This window comes from Pantoea sp. Z09 (assembly GCF_022394795.1).
Classification (GTDB): Bacteria; Pseudomonadota; Gammaproteobacteria; order Enterobacterales; family Enterobacteriaceae; genus Pantoea; species Pantoea latae.
The window spans coordinates 1,500,856-1,515,721 of sequence record NZ_CP092373.1; the positions used below are offsets into that span (position 1 = coordinate 1,500,856).

Genomic DNA, 14,866 nt, shown 5'->3' on the forward strand with positions numbered 1-14,866 from the left:
TCTGTTCTGATTTGGTTATTCCCTTGCAAAATCCTGGCGTAGCAGTGATGCAGGCGATAAAGCGCACGGCATGGTATCCCAAACGTCGCTTTTATCGCACGCTGTTCTGGCGTGAGATCACGCCACTGGCGGTGCCCATCTTCATCGAGAACCTGTGCGTGATGCTGATGGGCGTGTTAAGCACATTTTTGGTGAGCTGGCTGGGCAAAGAGGCGATGGCGGGCGTGGGGCTGGCGGACAGCTTCAACATCATCATTATCTCTTTCTTTGCCGCTATCGATCTCGGCACCACGGTGGTGGTCGCCTTCAGCCTGGCGAAGCGCAACGGCAAACGGGCGCGCGCCGCCACGCGCCAGTCGCTGGCGCTGATGACGGTGCTGTCGCTGGTGCTGGTGTTCGCCATTGAGCTGTGGGGCCATCTGATCATCGATCTGATCGCTGGTGGTGCAGAGCCGAAGGTCAAAGCGCTGGCGCTGAGCTATCTGCAAACTTCGGCGTGGAGCTACCCGGCGGCGGCGATTGCGCTGATCGGCAGCGGCGCGCTGCGCGGCGCGGGCAACACCAAAATCCCGATGCTGATCAACGGCGGGATGAACATCCTGAATATTGTGATCAGCAGCGTGTTGATCTACGGCGCCTTCTCCTGGGAAGGGCTGGGCTTCGTCGGCGCCGGGCTGGGTCTCACCATCTCGCGCTATATCGGCGCCATCGGCGTGATTTACGTGCTGATGATCGGCTTTAACGCCTCGCTGAAGATCAGCCTGCCGAGCTACTTTCGCCGCTGGGACTCGAAGATCCTGATGGAGGTGCTGGGCATCGGCGTGCCGGCCAGTATCGAATCGGTGCTGTTTAACGGCGGCAAGCTGCTGACCCAGGTGTTTGTCGCGGGCATGGGCACCGACGCCATCGCGGGCAACTTTATCGCCTTCTCTATCGCCTCGCTGATTAACCTGCCGGGCAACGCGCTGGGCTCGGCGTCGACCATCATTACCGGCACCCGTCTGGGACGCAACCAGGTCTATCAGGCAGAGCGGCAGATCAGGCACGTTTTCTGGCTGGCGAGCCTCTGCCTCTGCGTGCTGGCGTTTATGACCGTGCCGCTCTCCGGGGTGCTGGCGCGCTTCTACACGCGCGACCCCGACGTTATTAGCGTGACGCAGCATCTGATCTGGCTTAACGCCGCCTTTATGCCGATCTGGGCCGCCTCCTGGGTGTTGCCCGCCGGGCTAAAAGGGGCGCGCGACGCGCGTTATACCATGTACGTTTCGATGTTCAGCATGTGGGGCGCGCGCGTGGTGGTCGGCTATGTGCTGGGGATTATGCTCGGCATGGGCGTGGTCGGCGTCTGGCTCGGCATGTTCCTCGACTGGGCGGTGCGCGGCGTCTGTTTCTGGTGGCGGCTGAAGAGCGGCAAGTGGCTGGATAACTACCGGAAAATGGTGGCAAGGCAGCAGTAACGTTCGCGCGGCCTGGCGCGGTTATCTGTTTTCCAGCAATCAACCGCAGAAATTGATGGTTCAGTTACGGCGGCCTTACGGTTTTACTGGGGCTCTGACTTAGTGAGGACGCCCCTATGAAAGCATTACTGCAGCTGTGGAAAAACCGTATCGATGTTTGGTTCGCGCGCGGCCCGGGCAGCGAGCATGAAACCAGTCTGGAGCAGGAGCTGCTGCTGCCCATCAGCCAGCTCTACGGCTTCGAATATTTCCCGTCGGTGCATCGCTACCATGAAAAGTAGTGGTCCCTGTTTGACCGCTCTTTTGTAAAGCCCGCTCTCTCTGAGGCGGGTTTTTTTACGTCGGTTATCCAGGCTGTTTTCCACGATGTCACCAGGGGAGAATTCAGCCGCAGCGGCTATGGTTAAGAGGGCAGCATGCCTTTTACCTGGAGAAGCAGATGAGCGACAAAGCGAGTGCCGCGCTGATTAGCGCGCGGCTGTCACTGACCGCGCAGCAGCGCGCAGAGACCCGACGCGCGCTGGCGCAGGGTGAATCCGCAGAGCCGGACCGCGCCCGCGCGCAGCGCTATGCCTTTCAGCAGCAAGTGAATCAGGGCGTGATCGCCGGCGACAGCAACGATCTGCTGCCGGTCGCCTTTTTGCAGCAGGGCCTCTCCTGCGCCCGCGCCGTGGCGCTGCTGCGCGAGGATGGCGTGCCGAAAGGCAGCGGGTTTCTCACTCACGGCGGCCTGTTTATCACCAACCATCACCTGCTGCCGCAGCCGCCTGAGTCGGGCCGCGTCACCCTGCAGTTTGGCTGGCGGCGCAGCGAAGCGGGCGAGCTGGTCGATGGCGTTACCTTTGCCGTCGATGCCGCGCGTTTTTTTCTGACCAGCCCGACCGACGAACTGGACTGCACCCTGATTGCGCTGGGCGAGCGCGTGGCGGGAGAAGGTGAGGCGCCGCTGCCGCTGGCGCTAAACGACCGCAACGACAAGCATGCGCTGGGCATCAGCCTTAACCTGATCCATCATCCCGGCGGCGCGCCGCAGCAGATCACCCTGCGCAACAACGCGCTGCTGGCGCGTCACCAGCAGCTGCTGCACTACGCGGCCGACACCGACGGCGGCTCGTCCGGCGCGCCGGTGTTTAACGACAGCTGGCAGCTGGTGGCGCTGCATCACGGCGGCGTGGAGAGCGACGACGGCTGGGTCAATGAAGGCATCCGCATCAGCGCCGTAATCGACTGGCTAAAAGGGGAACTGCCGCAGCTGCCCGCCGCGCAGCAGGCGAGGCTGATGCAGGCGCTGACGGGCCGCGAGAGCGCGCCGTCGCTGGACGCCTCCGCTGCGTCACAGAACAACTACGCCAACCGCGACGGCTTCCAGCCCGATTTTCTCGGCGGCGTGCCGATCGATTTAGCGGCCATTATCGCGCCGCGCGCCGCCGAGGTGGCGCCGCTGCGTGACGGTCGCCAGGGCGCGGAGGCGCGGCTCGACTATCAGCACTTTTCGCTGCTGATGAACGCAGAGCGACGGCTCGCCTTTTTTACCGCCACTAACATTGACGGCGCGCGCTATATCGCCATCGATCGCGGCAACGGCCAGCCGTCGCTGCTGGAGGAGGGGGATCGCTGGGTCGACGAGAGCCGCATCGACAGTCGCTACGTTACTGGTCAGGCCTTCTACAGCGAATACAGCCGCTGGTTCGATCGCGGACATCTGACGCGCCGCAGCGATCCCACCTGGGGCACCGCAGAAGAGGCGGTACGCGCCAATAAAGACACCTTTCACTTTACCAACTGCTCGCCGCAGCATTTTCGCTTTAATCAGAGCCTGCAGTACTGGCAGGGCGTAGAGCGCTATATTCTTGAGTCGGGCGTGCTGGAGTCGAAGCGTAAGATCAGCGTGCTGACCGGCCCGGTGCTCAACGACCAGTGGCGACAGTACGCTGAATGGCAGGTGCCGCTGATGTTCTGGAAAGTGGTGCTGCGCATCAACACCGCCGGCGACGGCGCTGCTGGTCAGCCAGGCGGACCTGCTGGATGAGCCGCGCCGCGTGCTGCCCCACGCGCAGAGCGCGCCGCGCCCCAACGTCGACGAGTACCGCGTAACGGTGAGCGCGCTGGAGACGCTCACCGGACTGAATTTCGCCGCGTTTCGCGACTGGGAGAGCTGGCAGCCGGATGAAACGCTGCTGGCGCAGCCGCTGCCGACAAAGCTGATTATGCGCTGGGAGGATCTGCTGTAGCCGCTGCGCTTGCTGTGCCTGAAAGCCCGCTCAGCCCCCTCTGTGCGGGCTTTTTTGCAGCAAAATTGTTGTTGCTTCAAGCCGTTACGCTTAGCTCTCGCGCTTGCGGATCGGTGATGGCTGCTACACTTAGGGCTCAAGGCTGATAGCGATTCAGCTCCACAGACGAGAGTGAAAGAGTCACAAAAAGGGGAGAACCTATGACAGACCGTCCACAAAACCCACGCGAGGCGCAGCAGCAGGAATGGCCCGGCAGCTTCCTGAAAATGGATCCTGAGCCCGATCATGGTGAAACCAGCTATCAGGGATCCGGCCGTCTGAAAGGCAAAACCGCTATTATCACCGGCGGCGACTCCGGTATCGGCCGCGCCGTGGCTATCGCCTACGCCCGGGAAGGCGCGGACGTAGTCATCTCCTACCTGGATGAGCATGAAGACGCAAAAGATACCGCGAAACGGGTGGAAGAGGCGGGCCAGCAGGCGCTGCTGATCGCCGGCGACATCACCGAGGCGGCGCATTGCCGCAGCATCGTGGCGCAGACCGCTGAGCGCTTCGGCAAAATCGACATCGTGGTAAATAACGCCGCCTTCCAGATGACGCGCACCGCGCTGGAGGAGATCGACGATGACGAATTCGATCGCACCATGAAGACCAACCTCTACGCCATGTTCTATATCTGCAAGGCGGCGGTGCCGCATATGCCTGCCGGCGGTTCCATTATCAATACCGCGTCGATCAACGCTGACCAGCCCAAGCCGAAACTGCTGGCCTACTCCGCCACCAAGGCGGCGATCGTTAACTTTTCCGGCGGCCTCGCGGCACTGCTGGCGGAGAAAGGCATTCGCGCCAACGCCGTGGCGCCAGGGCCCATCTGGACGCCGCTGATCCCGGCGACCATGCCGCCTGAGCAGGTGGAAAGCTTCGGCAGCGAAGTGCCGCTGGCGCGTATGGGCCAGCCCGCTGAGCTGGCGCCGACCTATGTGATGCTGGCCAGCGACGAATCGAGCTACATTTCCGGCGCCACCGTTGCGGTGACGGGTGGCGTGGCGGTGATTTAAACTGGCGTAAGAGAGAAAAACGAGGCGGCTGAGCGCGGTTTAGCCGCGCTATTGCGCCTGCCGATGGTTAAAGCGCGCTGCTTTACGTCCTGACGTAACCCTGATGCGTAATGACATCTGCGTTACACGAGCGGTATACTTATTATCCACATCGCCACCCGGAGGATAAAATTATGCCAGCGCCAGACAGCTTTTCAGTGAAACGCGAGACGCTCAATTTACGCATCAGGCCTGCGGAACGAGACCTTATCGATCGCGCAGCAAAGGCGAAAGGAAAAAACCGTACCGATTTCGTTCTCGATGCGGCTCGGGCCGCCGCTGAAGACGCCTTAATTGAGCAGCGCGTGATGCTGGTCGATCCCGACGGCTGGCAGGCGTTTATCACCCGCCTGGACCAGCCTCCCGCGCCCAACGCTGAACTGCGTCGCACCATGCAAACCCCCGCGCCCTGGGACGCCAAAAAGTGATATCTGCCCCTGAGCCGCTGCATGCCGACCATGGGCTTTCTCTCTTTTGTTGCGGTGTGGAGTCGATGGACAACTGGCTAAAACAGCGGGCCATGAAAAATCAGCTGACCGGCGCATCCCGAACATTTGTTTGCTGCGATGGCGCTAACGTGCTGGCGTACTATTCTCTGGCATCCAGCGCAGTGGTGACAAGCGTCGCCCCAGGGCGTTTTCGCCGTAATATGCCCGATCCGATCCCTGTGGTGGTATTGGGACGACTGGCCGTGGATAAAAGGATTCAGGGTCAGGGAGTGGCAAGGGCGCTGGTGCGCGATGCAGGGTTGAGAGTCATTCAGGCATCAGACACTATCGGTATTCGCGGCATGCTGGTTCATGCCCTCTCTGATGAGGCGCGGCGTTTTTATCTGCGGATCGGATTTGAACCTTCGCCGATCGATCCTATGGTGTTGATGGTGACGCTGGGAGACGTTATGCAGACGCTGCTCTGACGCTGACGTGTGAAGCAAACAAAAAGCCCGCTCGGGTTTCCCTGAGCGGGCTTCTTAAATATGGCTCCTCTGACTGGACTCGAACCAGTGACATACGGATTAACAGTCCGCCGTTCTACCGACTGAACTACAGAGGAATCGTTTCGATGGAGCGCATATTAAGGGCAGCGCGCCGGGGTGTCAACAGCAAAAAACACATTAGCATTCAACTGGCTAGCTTTGCAGCAAAGCGATCGCGAATTAAGCGCTGTGGGTGAAAAAGCCCTCAACGCGCGGCAGCGGATGCTGGCGATAAAACTGACGCAGGTGGTGATACATCGCCGGAAAGCGCTGATACAGCAGGTCCGGCGCGGTAAAAAAGTATTCAGAGAGCACGGCGAAGCACTCTGCCGGATCGCTGGCGGCGTAGGGATCGATAGTCGCGGCCTGTTCGCCCACCAGCTCCACCTCGTTTTCAATCTCATCCATTGCGGCGCGCAGATCTTTTTCCCACTGCGCCACGTCGCGCAGCGCCATCACGGGAATGCCGCTGGTATAGCCCCGACCGCGCGCGTCCAGCTTGTGCGCCACTTCATGGATCACCAGGTTATAGCCAGAGAGATCGAATGCATCCTGAAGATCGAGCCAGTTAAGCACAATCGGACCCTGGGTCCAGCTCTGTCCGGCATGCACCGCAGCGGCGTGATGCACCAGTCCCTGTTCATCTTCCCAGCTGTCGGCCACCTCAAACGGCTCCGGATAGATCAGCACGTCATGAAAACCGTCGAGCCACTCCAGCCCCAGCTTCAGCACCGGCAGGCAAAACAGCAGGGCGATGCGCGCGCTGCGCAAGGCATCCAGCTCCACCTCCTGTAGCGGCACCAGCTTTTTTTGCTGAAGAAAGCGCTGCGCCATGGCAACCAGCGCCTGCTGTTCCTCTTCGTCCAGCCAGCTAAACACCGGCTGCGCCAGCGCCTGCCGCCAGGGCAGATCGGCAAGGAGCATGCGGTTATCGTTTTTCCATGGCCATTTGAACATCGCTAACCTCGCTGACACCTTATCCGCGCTATCCTGATCTGCCAGAAAAAATGCCAGCATCCGTAACGGTCGCTGGCACTCTACTCTGGCTGCAGGGGTGAAAGCTGTCTATTCAACCGTTTAGCCTGCAATTTGTCTGTGATTCAGCCCGCAAAGCGCAGCTAATCGCGCTCGATGCGCTCGAATTCAATCACCCAGACCCAGGGATTCACCTCCCAGCTGGTGGCGCCGTACTGCTTTTGCCAGGCTTTGCGGTAGGCCTCTTTCGGCGACTCCGCGTTCATGTTCATGGTGAAGAAATTATTCAGGAAGTGCGAGTCGGTCTGCACCCCTTCCGCCATGATGTCATCTTCGCTGATATCCTGGATCTTTTCTGCGCGCACAGCGGTGATCTGCAGGTTGATGCGGCTGGCCCAGCGTGGCATGTGAATCGCAGTCTGCCAGCCGAACTGATCGGCTTCCGGGCTGCCCTGGCTATGGTGCCCCAGCTCGTTGTTGTCGGCGCGATACTGGCAGAAGGCCGGCAGGCGGAACGGCTGCGGATCGCGCTCATATTCCGCCAGATCGGCTTCCGGCACGATCGGCCCGCGCCAGGTTTCGCGTACCCATAAAATATCGCCTGGCTTACCGTAAGGGCAGTGCTGGCTGATATCCGCCATCGACATCAGCTTATAGCCATGCAGATGATTAGCGTTAACGTCAAAGGCGTGCACGCCTTCATGGTGATCCTGACCTGGGCCGAAAGCCTGCGTTTTCATGATGCGCCGGGTCTGAGTTTGCTGGCCAACCAACAGGGCGCGAACCCGCTGTTCGGAAAAAAGAATCGGCCGTTCTTTCATTGATTACCTCTGAATAAATATAGAACCCGGTTGACGCGTATCAATCTGCCGCCTTGCGTTTAAGTGCAGATGCGATGATTTCCCATCAGTCTGCTTAACAATTTGTCGCCTTACAATAACGGCAACACGGCGATTTGCCTTTAGGAAAAAACGAAAATGCAAAAAACGCACCAGACCGGGTTTGCTAAGTGGTCCCTTACCTGGTATAGCCCGGATACAGTACGTTATATCCGCCATTTTAGAAACCTTTTCAGAATCTTTCACCTTCACAAAGCAGAAATATGCCATTCAGACGGCTAAACGCCTGGGCGGCATTGTTGACGAAGCAGAAGGCGCTGGCGTGTGTTAGCGCGGATCATTAATAAGTTTCCCTTAAGATAAATTATATGGAGAAATGCTGAAATTTTGTTAATAGCTGGGATATTGCGACAATTAGCGCTATAACTCGATCCCGGTCTCATTTTTTTGATCGCCGGTTTGCCTCACAGCGCAGTGACACCACCCTGTGTCAAAAATTTGTCATCGGCTACTCGTTAAGATGACGTCCCACGGCGACCGGTCACCGCGCCATAGCCAAACTTTAACAGGGAGATAAGCCATGACGCTCTCACTCTGGCAAACGCGCTTCGAAAGCTGGTTTCAGATTAACTGGGTTCATGATGACAAGGCGCACGATATCGCCCATTTGCGCCGCGTCTGGATGAGCGCGCAGCGCATTATGGCGGGCAGCGACGTCAGCCCGCTGGTGATCCTGACCGCCTGCTACTTTCATGATGTGGTCAACCTGGCGAAAAACCATCCCGAGCGCCATCTCGCCTCGACCTATGCGGCGGAAGAGACCACACGCATTTTAACCGAGGATTTCCCCGATTTCCCCGCCGCGCTGATCCCGGCTGTCGCCCATGCCGTTAAGGCGCACAGCTTCAGCGCGGCCATCGCGCCGGAAACGCTGGAGGCGAAAATCGTGCAGGACGCTGACCGGCTTGAGTCGCTGGGCGCTATCGGCCTTGCGCGCGTCTTTTACACCGCCGGCGCGCTGAATCGTCCGCTGTTCGACAATGAGGATCCGCTCGGCAAAATGCGCGAGCTTAATGACGTCAACTGGACGCTGGATCACTTCCAGAAGAAGCTGCTGCGACTGCCGGAGACGATGCAAACCGAGACGGGCAGGGCGCTGGCGCAGCATAACGCCGATTTTCTGGTGCACTATATGGCGAAACTCTGCGCCGAACTGCAGGGCAACCTCACCAGCTTCGACGAGTCGGTGCTGCGCGATTTCACCCCGCTACGGGCGTAATATTAAATTTTTATGACAGTCTGTTAAAAACAGGTTGCTTCCGCTACGTTGTGGAGACATAACGAAGGGAGTAACGGAATGACTGATACGGTAAATTTGACGATTAAGATTGATCCGGCGCTGAAGGAGCAGATTAAACAGCTGGCGCTGGAGAATGAGATCTCAATGAGTCAGGAGATTGTTCAGCGTCTGCAGGAGAGCCTGTTGCCGCCTACCGCCGCGGCGGTCGATAATCAGGATACGGCGGAAAGCGCGTCAAACGCGTTTTCGGCGGATGAGGTTAAACAGCTCCGCGCCCTGTTGAAGAAGCAGGGCAAAAAGAAAAAATAAAGAGAACCCGTCGCAAGACGGGTTTTTTTATTGGCGCCGTTTACGCCTGCCCGATGCGAAACTGCTGCACGCTTTGCGCCAGCCGCGCCGCCTGCTGCTCCAGCGCATCGGCGGCGCGCTGCTGCTGCGCGCTGAGGCTGGCGCTGGCCTGAAGGGTTTCATCCAGCTTATGGATCTCAGCGGCGATATGGCTGACGCGCGCGCTCTGCGCCGTGGCGTTGTGCTGCAGCGCCTGAAGCTGCCCGGCGATAGCGGTGACCGCACCGCTGATGGTCTGGAACAGCGTCTCCAGCATTTTGACTTTATTGAAACCCTGCGCCACATGCTGCTGCGTATGCTGGATCAACCCGTCGATACGCTGTGTCGAACCGCTGCTCTGGCTGGAGAGCATGCCGATCTCTTTTGCCACCACCGAGAAGCTGCGGCCGTACACCCCGGCGTGCGCCGATTCGATCGCCGCGTTCAGCGCCAGCAGGCGGGTCTGCAGCGATAAACTCTCCAGCATCTCCACGATGCCGGCGATATCCCCCGAAGCGGCGACAATCTGGCGCATCTGCGTCTCCATCTCGTCGACGCGCGACGCGCACTGCTGCATCAGCGTGTCGGCGTCGTGCGCCTGCCGCGTCGCCTGCTGCGACACCTGAGCGCCTGTTTCGACCTCTTCCGCCACGCGACGCAGCCGCTGCGACAGATGGGTAAAACTGGCGTTCTGCGCCTGATGCTGCGCGCTGACGCGCGCATTATGCCGCTGCATCTCGCCTGCGCCCGCCGCCACGCTGGCGGCAATGGTGTTGATTTCATGCACAATATGCCGCAGACCCTGGCGCATCTCCGCCAGCGCGCTGAACAGCTGCCGCGTTTCGCGCGCCTGCAGCCGCCCGGCCGCCGGAGGCGACAGCAGATCGCCGGTGGCAATCTGTTGAAGCTGACGGCTGGCGTGACGCAGCGGCGCAATCACGCCGCGCGCCAGCAGCACGCCGCCCACCAGCAGCAGCGCGAACAGCAGCGCGCTCACCAGCAGCGACCCGTTGCGGCTGTGCGTCATGCTCGCCAGCGTGCTGCGGTTAACCACGCTGAGCTGTTGGTTTGCCGCGTCGATCTCGGCAAACCAGGCGTCGTTGAACTGCTGCTGATAGGCCTGCATCGGCACCCTAAAAAAGGCGTCGATCTGGTTAGCCTGCAGCCCTTTCAGCTGCTCTTCCAGCCCCTGCGTCAGCAGACAAAGCCCTGAGCCAGCGCGCTCTCCTGCTGTGCGCCATAGCGCGTGAAAAGGGCTTTAGCCTGAGTGAGCGACGCGTCGGCGCTCTCGGCGAGGCTTTTCCAGCTGTCGACCGAGCCGCTCTGCTGATCCTGCATCAGATAGATGCCGGCGCGGTGACTGTTGTCGCTGGCGGTCAGAAGTTCGATCCGCGCTTTATCAAGCAGGGCCAGCTTTTCCCGCAGCACGGCGGCCTGCGCCAGCGCGCTTTGCGTATGGTTGACCTGCGCGGTGAACAGCGCGACGCCCAGCGCCTGCAGCAGGAAAAAGAGCGTGACGAACAGCGTGAAGTTGCCGCGTAAACTGCTGAGCCAGCCGGGCAAGCCCGGCCTGCGCAGACGCAAGCGGCGAGAGAACAGCGTGAGAGAGGACATAGCGCAACCTGAAAATAAAAGCGAGTATTCATCGGTTGCGTGACAGCGTTGTGACAGCGGGCGCACGGGCAGAAAAACAGCACAATGCGCTTTACTAAGCTAAACTCTGGCTCTGTTACGGCCTGTTTAACTGGCGGATTGCGGGCAGCAGCAGCTGCGCCACGGCGGCGAACACCGGCACCACCACCGAATTGCCAAACTGTTTGTAGGCCTGGGTATCGGAAACCGGAATGCGGAAGCGCTGTTCGCCCGGCGCCTCAAACCCCATCAGGCGCGCGCACTCGCGCGGCGACAGGCGGCGCGGCCGGCGCGCCATGTTGGCGGGATTGCCGAAGTCCGCTTCGCCCAGCGCTTTGTCCCAGCCGCGGTCGATCAGGATCTCCGAGCCATCTTTGTAATAGCGCGCCGACAGCGTGCGCACGCAGACGTCTGCGTTACGCGGATCGTTCAGCCCGAAGCCGAAGCCGTTGCCTTTCGCCTTGTGTTTGCGGGCGTAGTCGTAGAGATAGCGCCACAGCTGCTCGGAAAGAATATATTTCTCCTCCGGCGCTGGCTCCAGCAGGCTTTGCAGGCTCGGCACCGCAGGCGGATAGTGCTGCTGGATCTGACGCAGCGACAGGGTTTTGCTGAAGGGGTAGTCGCGACGGATGCCCACCAGCACGATGCGCTCACGATGCTGCGGCAAAAAATGGCGCGCGTCGATGATTTTGGCGTCCGGCGAATCCGCCTCGGCGTCCGCCACGTCGTAGCCCAGCTCATCCAGCGTCGCCATGATGACGGCAAAGGTGCGCCCTTTATCGTGACTCTTGAGATTTTTGACATTCTCCAGCACGAAGATCGGCGGCTTTTTCGCGGCAATAATACGCGCCACATCGAAAAACAGCGTGCCCTGCGCCTCGCACTCAAAGCCGTGGGCGCGGCCCAGCGCATTCTTTTTGCTGACGCCCGCCAGCGAAAAAGGCTGGCAGGGAAAGCCGGCCAGCAGCACCTGATGATCGGGGATCGCCGCGTCGATATGGCGGTAGATCGCCGCCTCGTCGCGCAGCCCGTCGGGCTGGGTGATCAGGCGGATGTCGGTATTAAAGCGGTGCTCCTGCGGATCGCTGTAGTGATTTGCTTTATAGGTGCGCACCGCCTCTTTGTTCCACTCGCTGGTAAAGACGCATTTGCCACCGATGGCGTCGAACCCGCGTCGGATGCCGCCGATGCCGGCGAAAAGATCGATAAAGCGGAACAGCGGCTGGTCGTAATGGGCGGGACGCGCGGGCAGCAGGCTGCGCAACAGCGCATATTCGCCTTCGCTCAGCGGCGGCAGCACGCTTTTATTTTGCCGCAGACGCGTCAGCTGCTGCGGCGTCCAGTCGCGAAAACCCGCCTGATGCAGTCGCGCCGCGACGTCGCGCGCGGCGTAAATCGCCAGCACCTGGCGCATCAGGTCAGCGGCGTCGCTATCGGCAGAGAGCAGGGGAGAAGCGGGTTCCGGCAGAGCGGTGGCGTCATCGACAAGCATGCGTTTTTCCTTAACAGTGAACGGACTATGCTAACACTCCTGAGGCCGCGAAGAAATTAGTGCCGCTCGGGCAGAGAGCTTAACCGCGCCGCAGGCTGTCGCTTTTATCGAGGCAGGCTAAAGTTGATAGACGTAGGCAAAAAGGAGACGCCATGGCCGATGTACACTCCAGCACGACGCGCAGCAAAAATATGCGCGCAATACGCCAGCAGGACACCGCCATCGAACTTCGGGTGGCGCAGCTGCTGAAAGATCGCGGTTTCGCCTATCGTGTTCAGGATAAAAATTTGCCGGGGCGACCCGATTTCGTGCTGCTGGAGCAGCAGGCGATTATCTTTGTGCACGGCTGTTTCTGGCATCACCATCACTGCTATCTGTTTAAGGTGCCGGCGACGCGCACCGAATTCTGGGTAGGCAAAATCAACAGCAACGTCGAGCGGGATAATCGCTATGTGCGCCAGCTGCAGGAGAGCGGCTGGAAAGTGCTGATTATCTGGGAGTGCGCGCTGCGCAATAAACTGCGGCTCAGCGATGGCGATTTGCAGGAGCGGCTGGAGGAGTGGCTGCTGGCGATGGAGAGCAGTGCGGAGATCGATCACAACGGCATCCAGCACTATCGTCCGCGCTGAGGCCGCCTTGCCTTGCAGGCGTGGCCGGGTTAGATTTCGCCTTCCCCCGCGATCAGGAGTTCTGTATGAGCAGTATTAAACTGACGGTCAAACGCCTTTATCAGCTGCGCGACGAGCGCATGGTCAATGCGCACGCCACCGCACGCGTGTTTATCGGCGATACGCTGATCGCGACGGAGGAGATTACCGGCATGACGGAGAGCCCGGTCAGCAAATACCTGCACGCAGGCGAGCTGACCGGCGCTGTCCGCGTAGAGTGGGACTGCGACGGCGTCGCGGATATTAGCGCCGCAGCGCTGGAGCGCTGTCCCTGTTGTCAACATAACGAACCGGAATAAGGAAGAGATTTTGGCAGGATCCAGCTTACTGACTTTATTAGATGATATTGCAACGCTTCTGGACGATATTTCCGTCATGGGGAAAGTGGCGGCGAAAAAAACCGCTGGCGTGCTGGGCGATGACCTGTCGCTAAACGCGCAGCAGGTTACCGGCGTCAAAGCCAACCGCGAACTGCCGGTGGTATGGGGCGTGGCGAAAGGCTCGTTTCTCAACAAGCTGATCCTGGTGCCGCTGGCGCTGCTGATCTCTGCCTTCGCCCCCTGGCTGATCACGCCGCTGCTGATGATCGGCGGCGCCTACCTCTGCTACGAAGGGGTAGAGAAAGTGCTGCACAGTTTGCAGCACGACAAGCAGGAAAAAAGCCCGGAGGCGCGCCAGCAGCGGCTCGATAAGCTGGCGCAGCAGGACCCGCGCGCGTTTGAGAAAGACAAGGTCAAGGGCGCGGTGCGCACCGACTTTATCCTCTCCGCGGAAATCGTCGCCATCACGCTCGGCATTGTCTCCGACGCGCCGCTGCTGAATCAGGTGCTGATTCTGGCGGGCATCGCCATTCTGGTGACCATCGGCGTTTACGGTATTGTCGCCGCTATCGTCAAGATCGACGATCTCGGCGACTGGCTGACAAAGAAATCGTCCTCTGTCGCTCAGGCCGTCGGCGGTTTCCTGCTCGGCTTTGCGCCCTGGCTGATGAAAATTCTCACCGTCGTCGGCACGCTGGCGATGTTTCTGGTAGGCGGCGGCATTATCGTGCACGGCCTGACGCCGCTGCATCACCTGATTGAAACCCTCACCGGCGATATGAGCGGGCTGGTAGCGAGTTTGCTCAGCAACGGCGCCAATCTGGTGCTCGGTTTTATCGTTGGGTCGATCGTGCTGTTGGTGGTGAATCTGATTGCTAAACTGCGCGGTAAATCGGTATAAAGCGCACTTGCATCATGAAGTGAAGTCAGGAGAGGAGACGCTATGAACGACGATATGTTTGAATTTGATATTGATGCGCAGCTGGAGCAGGCGGAAGCCAAAGCGGCGGAAAAGGTCAACGAAGTGCCTGCTGATTTAGGCGACGACGCAGACTGCGAAGGCTGCAAAATCTGATTTCAGGCCTTATGAACACTAAAAGCGGATAATAATTTTTATCCGCTTTTTTTATTTTCAACATTTCTTACTGCTTTATTCTGAATTTACGATTTTTTTGCGTACCTTAACGGGCAGGATGTCCGGATGGCTGCTATAGATAGAGAGGTTCTGTTAACGGTCACCTGGAGGACGCAACATCATGTTTACCATTAGCGATGAAGTGCAGCATAAAGAGGGCGGGCCTGCTATGGTCGTCACCGGCTTTGCCAGCGGCATGGTGGAATGCCGCTGGTATGACGGCTATGCCGTGCGCCGCGAAGCCTTTCATCAGGATGAGCTGAGCCACGCAGCAGCGGAGTCGCCGCTCGCCAGCTAGCGCGCTTTTAACGGGGATGCGATCTCCATCCCCCGTGACCTCCCGCAGTTTTTCCCTCTCCACGCCTGCTATACTCGCCAGATCCCTGTTATTCGGAGCATGGTTGCTGATGGCTGTTT

The 14,866-nt window shown here is 59.6% G+C and carries 17 protein-coding genes, 1 tRNA gene and 1 pseudogene; 14 read left to right on the forward strand and 5 right to left on the reverse strand.

The window, feature by feature from the left end; genetic code table 11:
- The first annotated feature begins 47 nt into the window (after positions 1 to 47).
- The 7 genes from MC269_RS07105 to MC269_RS07135 all read left to right on the forward strand — a co-directional run bounded on the left by MC269_RS07105 (position 48) and on the right by MC269_RS07135 (position 5,701).
- A complete protein-coding gene (locus tag MC269_RS07105; protein WP_239955087.1) occupies positions 48 to 1,457 on the forward strand; it encodes an EmmdR/YeeO family multidrug/toxin efflux MATE transporter in 1,410 nt (469 codons plus the stop codon).
- Positions 1,458 to 1,573: 116 nt separating this feature from the next.
- The gene (locus tag MC269_RS07110; RefSeq protein WP_239954642.1) at positions 1,574 to 1,738 is read left to right on the forward strand and encodes a hypothetical protein; all 165 of its coding nucleotides are present in this window, start codon (positions 1,574 to 1,576) and stop codon (positions 1,736 to 1,738) included.
- Positions 1,739 to 1,896: 158 nt separating this feature from the next.
- Positions 1,897 to 3,486, forward strand: coding sequence for a DNA/RNA non-specific endonuclease (locus tag MC269_RS07115; RefSeq protein WP_239954643.1), 1,590 nt, complete (start codon positions 1,897 to 1,899; stop codon positions 3,484 to 3,486).
- A gap of 10 nt (positions 3,487 to 3,496) precedes the next feature.
- Positions 3,497 to 3,688 (forward strand): hypothetical protein, encoded by a 192-nt coding sequence (locus MC269_RS07120; protein WP_239954645.1) that lies wholly within the window; start codon positions 3,497 to 3,499, stop codon positions 3,686 to 3,688.
- A 200-nt stretch (positions 3,689 to 3,888) separates the two neighbouring features.
- Positions 3,889 to 4,746, forward strand: coding sequence for a glucose 1-dehydrogenase (locus tag MC269_RS07125; protein WP_239954646.1), 858 nt, complete (start codon positions 3,889 to 3,891; stop codon positions 4,744 to 4,746).
- Positions 4,747 to 4,919: 173 nt separating this feature from the next.
- A complete protein-coding gene (locus tag MC269_RS07130; protein WP_239954647.1) occupies positions 4,920 to 5,213 on the forward strand; it encodes a DUF1778 domain-containing protein in 294 nt (97 codons plus the stop codon).
- Complete coding sequence (locus tag MC269_RS07135; RefSeq protein ID WP_239954648.1) at positions 5,210 to 5,701, forward strand: GNAT family N-acetyltransferase; 492 nt, start codon at positions 5,210 to 5,212, stop codon at positions 5,699 to 5,701. Before MC269_RS07130 ends, MC269_RS07135 begins: the two co-directional genes overlap by 4 nt.
- Positions 5,702 to 5,762: 61 nt before the next feature.
- On the opposite strand, the gene MC269_RS07140 is transcribed toward MC269_RS07135, so the two are convergent.
- From MC269_RS07140 to MC269_RS07150, 3 genes are all read right to left on the reverse strand, one after another.
- Positions 5,763 to 5,838, reverse strand: a tRNA-Asn gene (locus tag MC269_RS07140).
- A gap of 103 nt (positions 5,839 to 5,941) precedes the next feature.
- Positions 5,942 to 6,718, reverse strand: a complete 777-nt coding sequence (mtfA, locus tag MC269_RS07145) for a DgsA anti-repressor MtfA (protein WP_239954649.1) — start codon at positions 6,716 to 6,718, stop codon at positions 5,942 to 5,944.
- Positions 6,719 to 6,879: 161 nt separating this feature from the next.
- Complete coding sequence (locus tag MC269_RS07150) at positions 6,880 to 7,557, reverse strand: hypothetical protein (protein WP_239954650.1); 678 nt, start codon at positions 7,555 to 7,557, stop codon at positions 6,880 to 6,882.
- 598 nt (positions 7,558 to 8,155) lie between these two features.
- Between MC269_RS07150 and MC269_RS07155 the strand changes: the two genes are divergently transcribed.
- Positions 8,156 to 8,854, forward strand: coding sequence for a phosphohydrolase (locus MC269_RS07155; RefSeq protein WP_239954651.1), 699 nt, complete (start codon positions 8,156 to 8,158; stop codon positions 8,852 to 8,854).
- Between the two features lie 78 nt (positions 8,855 to 8,932).
- Positions 8,933 to 9,184, forward strand: coding sequence for an Arc family DNA-binding protein (locus MC269_RS07160; protein WP_239954653.1), 252 nt, complete (start codon positions 8,933 to 8,935; stop codon positions 9,182 to 9,184).
- Positions 9,185 to 9,224: 40 nt separating this feature from the next.
- Here the strand turns inward: MC269_RS07160 and MC269_RS07165 are convergent.
- Together MC269_RS07165 and dcm are read right to left on the reverse strand one after the other, a co-directional pair.
- Positions 9,225 to 10,816 (reverse strand): annotated as a pseudogene (locus MC269_RS07165) (methyl-accepting chemotaxis protein).
- A 115-nt stretch (positions 10,817 to 10,931) separates the two neighbouring features.
- Positions 10,932 to 12,326: a DNA (cytosine-5-)-methyltransferase gene (gene dcm, locus MC269_RS07170; protein ID WP_239954655.1), complete on the reverse strand. Its 1,395-nt coding sequence runs from the start codon at positions 12,324 to 12,326 to the stop codon at positions 10,932 to 10,934.
- Between the two features lie 152 nt (positions 12,327 to 12,478).
- On the opposite strand from dcm, the gene MC269_RS07175 reads away from it, so the two are divergent.
- The 5 genes from MC269_RS07175 (at position 12,479) to MC269_RS07190 (ending at position 14,747) form a co-directional block, all read left to right on the forward strand.
- Positions 12,479 to 12,955 (forward strand): very short patch repair endonuclease, encoded by a 477-nt coding sequence (locus MC269_RS07175; RefSeq protein ID WP_081140111.1) that lies wholly within the window; start codon positions 12,479 to 12,481, stop codon positions 12,953 to 12,955.
- 65 nt (positions 12,956 to 13,020) lie between these two features.
- Positions 13,021 to 13,293: a hypothetical protein gene (locus MC269_RS07180; protein WP_239954656.1), complete on the forward strand. Its 273-nt coding sequence runs from the start codon at positions 13,021 to 13,023 to the stop codon at positions 13,291 to 13,293.
- 10 nt (positions 13,294 to 13,303) lie between these two features.
- The gene (locus tag MC269_RS07185) at positions 13,304 to 14,215 is read left to right on the forward strand and encodes a DUF808 domain-containing protein (RefSeq protein ID WP_239954657.1); all 912 of its coding nucleotides are present in this window, start codon (positions 13,304 to 13,306) and stop codon (positions 14,213 to 14,215) included.
- Positions 14,216 to 14,257: 42 nt separating this feature from the next.
- Positions 14,258 to 14,389 (forward strand): hypothetical protein, encoded by a 132-nt coding sequence (locus tag MC269_RS18770; protein WP_256461758.1) that lies wholly within the window; start codon positions 14,258 to 14,260, stop codon positions 14,387 to 14,389.
- A gap of 178 nt (positions 14,390 to 14,567) precedes the next feature.
- Positions 14,568 to 14,747 (forward strand): YodC family protein, encoded by a 180-nt coding sequence (locus tag MC269_RS07190; protein ID WP_081140115.1) that lies wholly within the window; start codon positions 14,568 to 14,570, stop codon positions 14,745 to 14,747.
- Positions 14,748 to 14,866: the final 119 nt, after the last annotated feature.

Excerpts from the sequence above, each read along its gene's own strand:
- MC269_RS07105 (WP_239955087.1), top strand. The coding sequence starts at position 48 with ATGCAGGCGATAAAGCGCACGGCATGGTATCCCAAACGTCGCTTTTAT.
- MC269_RS07110 (WP_239954642.1), top strand. The coding sequence starts at position 1,574 with ATGAAAGCATTACTGCAGCTGTGGAAAAACCGTATCGATGTTTGGTTC.
- MC269_RS07115 (WP_239954643.1), top strand. The coding sequence starts at position 1,897 with ATGAGCGACAAAGCGAGTGCCGCGCTGATTAGCGCGCGGCTGTCACTG.
- MC269_RS07125 (WP_239954646.1), top strand. The coding sequence starts at position 3,889 with ATGACAGACCGTCCACAAAACCCACGCGAGGCGCAGCAGCAGGAATGG.
- MC269_RS07130 (WP_239954647.1), top strand. The coding sequence starts at position 4,920 with ATGCCAGCGCCAGACAGCTTTTCAGTGAAACGCGAGACGCTCAATTTA.
- mtfA (WP_239954649.1), bottom strand. The coding sequence starts at position 6,718 with ATGTTCAAATGGCCATGGAAAAACGATAACCGCATGCTCCTTGCCGAT.
- MC269_RS07150 (WP_239954650.1), bottom strand. The coding sequence starts at position 7,557 with ATGAAAGAACGGCCGATTCTTTTTTCCGAACAGCGGGTTCGCGCCCTG.
- MC269_RS07155 (WP_239954651.1), top strand. The coding sequence starts at position 8,156 with ATGACGCTCTCACTCTGGCAAACGCGCTTCGAAAGCTGGTTTCAGATT.
- MC269_RS07160 (WP_239954653.1), top strand. The coding sequence starts at position 8,933 with ATGACTGATACGGTAAATTTGACGATTAAGATTGATCCGGCGCTGAAG.
- dcm (WP_239954655.1), bottom strand. The coding sequence starts at position 12,326 with ATGCTTGTCGATGACGCCACCGCTCTGCCGGAACCCGCTTCTCCCCTG.
- MC269_RS07175 (WP_081140111.1), top strand. The coding sequence starts at position 12,479 with ATGGCCGATGTACACTCCAGCACGACGCGCAGCAAAAATATGCGCGCA.
- MC269_RS07180 (WP_239954656.1), top strand. The coding sequence starts at position 13,021 with ATGAGCAGTATTAAACTGACGGTCAAACGCCTTTATCAGCTGCGCGAC.
- MC269_RS18770 (WP_256461758.1), top strand. The coding sequence starts at position 14,258 with ATGAACGACGATATGTTTGAATTTGATATTGATGCGCAGCTGGAGCAG.